Source organism: Actinocrinis sp. (assembly GCF_035946395.1).
GTDB lineage: Bacteria > Actinomycetota > Actinomycetes > Streptomycetales > Catenulisporaceae > Actinocrinis.
On the sequence record NZ_DASYZI010000018.1, the window covers coordinates 1 to 5380 of the forward strand.

Genomic DNA, 5380 nt, shown 5'->3' on the forward strand with positions numbered 1-5380 from the left:
GGTCCCAGCAGGTGGCCGATCGGGTTCGTGCCGAGGAACGCGGCGAACAGCGTGGCGACCGGCGGCAGGGTGGCGACCTGCCCGGCGACCGCGGCCGGGACGCCCTGCGCCTGGAGGCCGGAGCTGAGCGTGTGCGGCAGCGTGTCGGCCAGCCCGATGATCATCAGCGAGAAGAAGATCCCGATGGACAGCGAGGTGCCCGAGTTCTGGAAGGTGGCGCGCATCCCGGAGGCGGCGCCGCGCCGCTGCGCGGGCACGCTGCCCATGATCGCCGAGGTGTTGGGTGCGGAGAACATGCCCTGGCCGATGCCGCTGACGAAGACCAGCGCGGCGAACGCGCCGTACGGGAAGTTCACCGGAAGCAGCAGCAGCCCGAAGAAGGCCCCGGCCATCAGCACCAGCCCGCTCGTGGCGAAGACCCGCGCGCCGAAGCGGTCGGACAGATAACCGCTCACCGGTCCCGCCACCAGGAAACCGCCGGTCAGCGGCAGCATACAGATCCCCGCCCACAGCGGCGTGTCGGCGAAGTCGTAGCCGTGCAGCGGCAGCCAGATGCCCTGCAACCAGATGATCAGCATGAACTGGAGGCCGCCGCGGGCGATCGCGGTCAGCAGCGCCGCGGCGTTCCCCGCGGCGAACGCGCGGATACGGAACAGGCCGAGCTGGAACATCGGCTCGGCGACCCGGTTCTCGATCACCCCGAACAACAGCAGCAGCGCCGCGCCGCCGGAGAGCAGGGCGAGCACCAGCGGATTCGTCCAGCCGGTCGAGTCGCCGCCGTACGGCTGGATGCCGTACGTGATCGCGGCCAGCAGCGCCAGCGCGCCGCAGGTGAACGTGATGTTGCCGGGCCAGTCGATCCGCGCGGCCCGGGAGGTGCCGACTTCGCGCAGCGTCCGGTACGACCAGATCGTGCCGACGACGCCGATCGGCACGTTGACCCAGAACACCGCGCGCCAGTCGACGGTGACCAGCACCCCGCCCGCGACCAGGCCGAGGAACTGCCCGGTCAGCGCCGAGATCTGGTTCACGCCCAGCGCCATCCCGCGCTGGCTGGCCGGGAAGGCGTCGGTGAGGATCGCCGCCGAGTTGGCCATCAGCATCGCCCCGCCGACGGCCTGCACGATGCGGAATCCGATCAGCCAGAGCGCGCCGCCGGGGCCGTGCAGCGGATCGAGCGAGAGGATGAGCGAGGCGGCGCTGAAAACGGCGAAGCCGAGGTTGTAGATCCGCACCCGGCCGTAGATGTCGCCGAGCCGCCCGAGCGCCACCACGAGCACCGCCGTCACCAGCAGGTACCCCATGATCATCCACAGCAGGTAGCCGATGTTCCCGGCGGCCAGCGGATCGAGGCCGATGCCGCGGAAGATCGCCGGCAGCGCGATGATCACGATCGAGCCGTCGAGCACCGCCATGAACATCCCGAGCGTGGTGTTCGAGAGGGCGACCCACTTGTACCGCGCGCCCGGCTCACGCCGACCATCCGGACGCGGAGACGGGCTCGGCCCTGCGTCCTGCGAAGACAGAGGCGCCCGGAGCGATTGGAGTGGCTCCGACGCTGCCGCCGCCCCTGGTAGCTCTGCCGGCCCCGGTAACCCTGCCGACCCTCGTGACTCCACTGACCTCGGTGACTGCGCTGGCTTCGCCGGCTCCGGCGACTGCTGCGATTCTGAGGCTCTCTCAGTAGTACTCACACCGCCACACTAGAGAACCTTAGTTGCGGCAAGCAAGGTGTTTGGCCGGTCCGAGGGCGCTCGGACGGTCGCACACCCGCGCTCACGTGAAATAACGTGTGCGGAAAGCAGCGCGAACACATGACATCCCGTGTCTGCGGGTACCACGAATGCTCGCGGTGTGGTCGCGTCTGGCGAGAGGGTGGGATCCGCTATGGCCGGCAGGACTGGTGGCGACGCCGTCGCGAGAACCCGGGGCGGGTCGCCGAACGGCGGGCCGAACATCGCGGAGCCGGGCGAGGCCCAGGGACTGCGCCAACTGCTGGCCGGGCTGACCGCGGTGCGCGACGGCGACTTCGGCACGCGGCTGCCGGAGACCGGCGACGGAGTGCTCGGCGAGATCGCCACCGTGTTCAACGGCATGGTCGATCAGCTCGCCCTGTTCACCTCCGAGGTCACCCGGGTGGCCCGCGAAGTCGGCACCGAAGGACGCCTCGGCGGACAAGCCGAGGTGCCGAGCGTCTCCGGCACGTGGAAAGACCTGACCGACTCGGTCAACGCGATGGCCGGCAACCTCACCACGCAGGTGCGCGACATCGCGCAGGTCGCCACCGCGGTGGCCAAGGGCGACCTGTCGCAGAAGATCGACGTGGCGGCGCGCGGCGAGATCCTGGAACTCAAGAACACCCTCAACACCATGGTCGACCAACTCTCCTCCTTCGCCGCCGAAGTCACCCGCGTCGCCCGCGAAGTCGGCACCGAAGGACGCCTCGGCGGCCAGGCGCAGGTGCCCGGCGTCGGCGGCACGTGGCGCGACCTGACCGACTCGGTGAACTTCATGGCCGGGAACCTCACCGCGCAGGTCCGCGCGATCGCCGCCGTCGCGACCGCGGTGGCGAGGGGCGACCTGACCCGCACCATCGACGTGGCGGCGCGCGGCGAGATCCTGGAACTCAAGAACACCCTCAACACCATGGTCGACCAACTCTCCTCCTTCGCCGCCGAAGTCACCCGCGTCGCCCGCGAAGTCGGCACCGAAGGACGCCTCGGCGGACAGGCTGACGTCAAGGGCGTCTCCGGTACGTGGAAGGACCTCACCGAGTCGGTCAACGTCATGGCCGACAACCTCACCGCGCAGGTGCGCTCGATCGCCGAGGTCACCACGGCGGTCGCCAAGGGCGACCTGACCCAGAAGATCCGGGTCGACGCCCGCGGCGAGATCCTCGAACTGAAGGAGACCATCAACACGATGGTCGACCAGCTCTCCGCGTTCGCCGACGAGGTCACCCGCGTCGCCCGCGAAGTCGGCACCGAAGGCAACCTCGGCGGACAAGCCACCGTCCGCGGCGTCTCCGGCACCTGGAAAGACCTCACCGACAACGTCAACGTCATGGCGTCCAACCTGACCAGCCAGGTACGCTCCATCGCCCAGGTGGCCGAGGCGGTGGCCAAGGGCGACCTGACCCGCAAGATCACCGTCGAGGCCAAGGGCGAGGTCCAGGCGCTGGCCGACGTCATCAACACCATGGTGGACCCGCTCTCCGCGTTCGCCGACGAGGTCACCCGCGTCGCCCGCGAAGTCGGCACCGACGGCAACCTCGGCGGACAAGCCACCGTCCGCGGCGTCTCCGGCACCTGGAAAGACCTAACCGACAACGTCAACGTCATGGCCAACAACCTCACCGGCCAGGTGCGCTCCATCGCGCAGGTCACCACGGCGGTGGCGCTCGGCGACCTGACCAAGAAGATCGACGTCGACGCCCGCGGCGAGATCCTGGAACTCAAGACCACCATCAACACGATGGTCGACCAGCTCTCCTCCTTCGCCGCCGAGGTCACCCGCGTCGCCCGCGAGGTGGGCAGCGAGGGGCGGCTCGGCGGCCAGGCCGAGGTCGCGGGCGTATCCGGCACCTGGAAGCGGCTGACCGAGAACGTCAACGAGCTGGCCGGGAACCTGACCAGGCAGGTGCGCGCGATCGCCGAGGTCACCAGCGCGGTCGCCGAGGGCGACCTGACCCGCTCGATCACCGTGGACGCGTCCGGCGAGGTGTCCGAGCTCAAGGACAACATCAACGCGATGGTCAAGTCGCTGCGCGAGACCACCAGGGCGAACCGGGACCAGGACTGGCTCAAGTCGAACCTGGCCCGGATGAGCGGTCTGATGCAGGGCCGCCGGGACCTGGCCGTGGTGGCCGAGCTGATCATGGACGAGCTCACCCCGCTGGCCGGTGCGCAGTACGGCGCGTTCTTCCTGGCCGAGGAGACGCCCGAGGGCACCGAACTGAGCCTGATCGGCTCGTACGGCGACCCGGGCGGACCCAGCCGGCCCACCCGCTTCAGGCTCGGCCAGTCCCTCGTCGGGCAGGCGGCGCGCAGCCGCCGGATCATCGCGGTCGACAACCTGCCAGCCGGCTACGTCGCGATCTCCTCCGGCCTCGGCCACGCCGCCCCGGCCAGCCTGATCGTGCTGCCGATCGTCGTCGAGGGCCAGGTGCTCGGCGTGATCGAACTCGCGTCGGTCCGTCCCTTCACCCCGGTGCACCGGGCCTTCCTCGAACAGCTCATGGAAACGATCGGCGTCAACGTCAACACCATCGTCGCCAACGCCCGCACAGACGAACTGCTCGGCGAGTCACAGCGCCTTGCCGCCGAACTCCAAGCACGCTCCGGAGAACTCCAGGTCCGCCAAGAGGAGCTGCAAAGCTCGAACGCCGAACTCGAAGAGAAGGCAGCCCTGCTCGCGAGCCAGAACCGCGACATCGAAGCGAAGAACCTCGAAATCGAACAGGCCCGCCAGGAACTGGAAGAACGCGCCCGCCAACTGGCCCTGGCCTCCAAGTACAAGTCCGAGTTCCTGGCCAACATGAGCCACGAGTTGCGCACCCCCCTCAACAGCCTGCTGATCCTCGCGCAGCTGCTCGCGCAGAACCCGACCCGCAACCTGACGCCCAAGCAGGTCGAGTACGCCGGAGTGATCCACTCCGCGGGCTCGGACCTGCTCCAGCTGATCAACGACATTCTCGACCTGTCGAAGGTCGAGGCGGGAAAGATGGACGTCTCGCTCGAACGGGTCTCGCTGCGCCGGCTCCTCGACTACGTCGAGGCCACCTTCCACCCGCTGACCACCCAGAAGGGCCTGCAATTCCGGGTGAGCACCGCCGGCGGCGTCCCCGGCGAACTCCTGACCGACGACAGCAGACTGCGACAGGTCCTGCGCAACCTCCTGTCGAACGCGGTGAAATTCACCGAAGCCGGCGAAGTGGAACTGCGCATCGACCCGGCCCGCCCCCAGGAACTCCCGCCGGCAGCCCGCCGCTACGGCCCAGCCCTGGCCTTCCGCGTGCGCGACACGGGCATCGGCATCCCGGAGCAGCAGCTGGAGACCATCTTCGGCGCGTTCCAACAGGCCGACGGCACCACCAGCCGCAAGTACGGCGGCAGCGGCCTAGGCCTGTCGATCAGCCGCGAAATCGCCCAGCTGCTAGGCGGCGCGATCACCGCGCAGAGCGCAGTAGGCGAGGGCAGCGCGTTCACCCTGTACCTACCAATCACCCACCCCGACTGGGCAACCTCCACCCCCCAGCACCAACACCCGCACCCGTATCCATACCTATCCGCCCTAACCACCCCACCCCCGCCCCCACCCTCCGCCCTCACCCCTACCGAGGCCACTCCCGCCACCCCCGCACTCACTCCCGCCCCCACCT

At 69.2% G+C, this 5380-nt stretch carries 2 protein-coding genes; one reads left to right on the plus strand and one right to left on the minus strand.

All coding sequences use genetic code 11. The annotated features are described in order from the left end of the window. Positions 1-1421 (minus strand): MFS transporter (locus VGS97_RS01355; RefSeq protein ID WP_326851288.1); only part of this gene is annotated, 1421 nt, incomplete at its 3' end. A gap of 466 nt (positions 1422-1887) precedes the next feature. Between VGS97_RS01355 and VGS97_RS01360 the strand changes: the two genes are divergently transcribed. Next, positions 1888-5380 (plus strand): HAMP domain-containing protein (locus VGS97_RS01360; RefSeq protein WP_326851289.1); only part of this gene is annotated, 3493 nt, incomplete at its 3' end.